This is a genomic window from Moraxella sp. (assembly GCF_024227015.1).
In the GTDB taxonomy this organism is placed as follows: domain Bacteria; phylum Pseudomonadota; class Gammaproteobacteria; order Pseudomonadales; family Moraxellaceae; genus Moraxella.
This window is the reverse complement of the sequence record NZ_JAAELD010000118.1, coordinates 1-1,050: the sequence shown is the minus strand read 5'-3', so window position 1 is coordinate 1,050 and position 1,050 is coordinate 1. Positions and strand designations below refer to the sequence as shown.

The following is a 1,050-nucleotide window of genomic DNA, read 5'->3' as shown; positions in this document are numbered from 1 at the left end:
CTGCAAATGTCATGGATGTCAATTCACGTTTTGTTTTCAACGGTCAAAGCTGGAGCAAATTGAATAACACGCTTATGGTTGCTGACATAGCCGCTATGAATGCACTAACAATTGCTCAAACCGGCAATATCGCAAAAATTGCTCAAGTGGAAAATGGTCAACCATCCAGTTTTATTTATTCAGGTAAAGAATGGTTGCCCATGAATAATACTGAGGCTGAACATCATACTGTTGCAAACCTCGCCGAATTAAATCGACTGCCGGCTAAAGCGGGTGATCTGGTTGGTGTAATAGATGCTGGCAAAGGTAAATACGAACACTTTTTCTACGCTGATGGTGAGTGGAAAAAACAAATTCGAGGCGGTGATGCCGGCACGATTACCATTACCGCTCGTGATGGCATTCGCTTGTCTAGTGATAGTGCCATTACCACAGAATCAATCAGTGCCGGCGGTGGTGGCTTAATTATCAAAACAGATGGATTATTGCGTTTGACCAACAGCGACGTGACAACCAGCGTAGAAAAAGGGTTTGGACAAGGTGGCGATATGAGCGTCAATGCCAATTTTGTCGTGCTGGAAAATGGTAAAATTATAGCCCGTGCTAATGAGGGCGACGGTGGCAATATGAATATCACTACTACTGGCATTTATCGCTTTGGAGACGAATCAGCTAGTCCTATTGATGCCTCGTCAGAATTAGGCATTGATGGTGTTGTCACCATAGATTCACCCAATGAGAATGTGACAGAAGGCTTGTTATCATCCACAACGTCCTTAGAGACAAAGACCTTTTTGAAAGACCCTTGTGAAGTACACACTTGGGAAGAATATATCAATCGTAGCCATTTTGACATTCACCTCCCCATTGGGGGCAGTCCACAGTCGCCCTACGATTTAAAACCAAGTCGTTTATCCAATACGAGAGATCGTGCAAACACGAAGGCTCGCAAATCCAGCGTGATTCCAGAAGAGCAGTTGTTTTAATCGGATATTTAGAATTCGAGGTTAAAGTTTTTTCTTCAAAAAAACTTTAACCTCGAACCCAGTT

General features: G+C 43.1%; 1 protein-coding gene. It reads left to right on the top strand.

What is annotated here, in order from left to right; genetic code table 11:
* A partial coding sequence (locus GY683_RS02485) for a hypothetical protein (RefSeq protein ID WP_297287238.1) occupies positions 1 to 986 on the top strand: 986 nt, incomplete at its 5' end.
* Between the last annotated feature and the right edge of the window lie 64 nt (positions 987 to 1,050).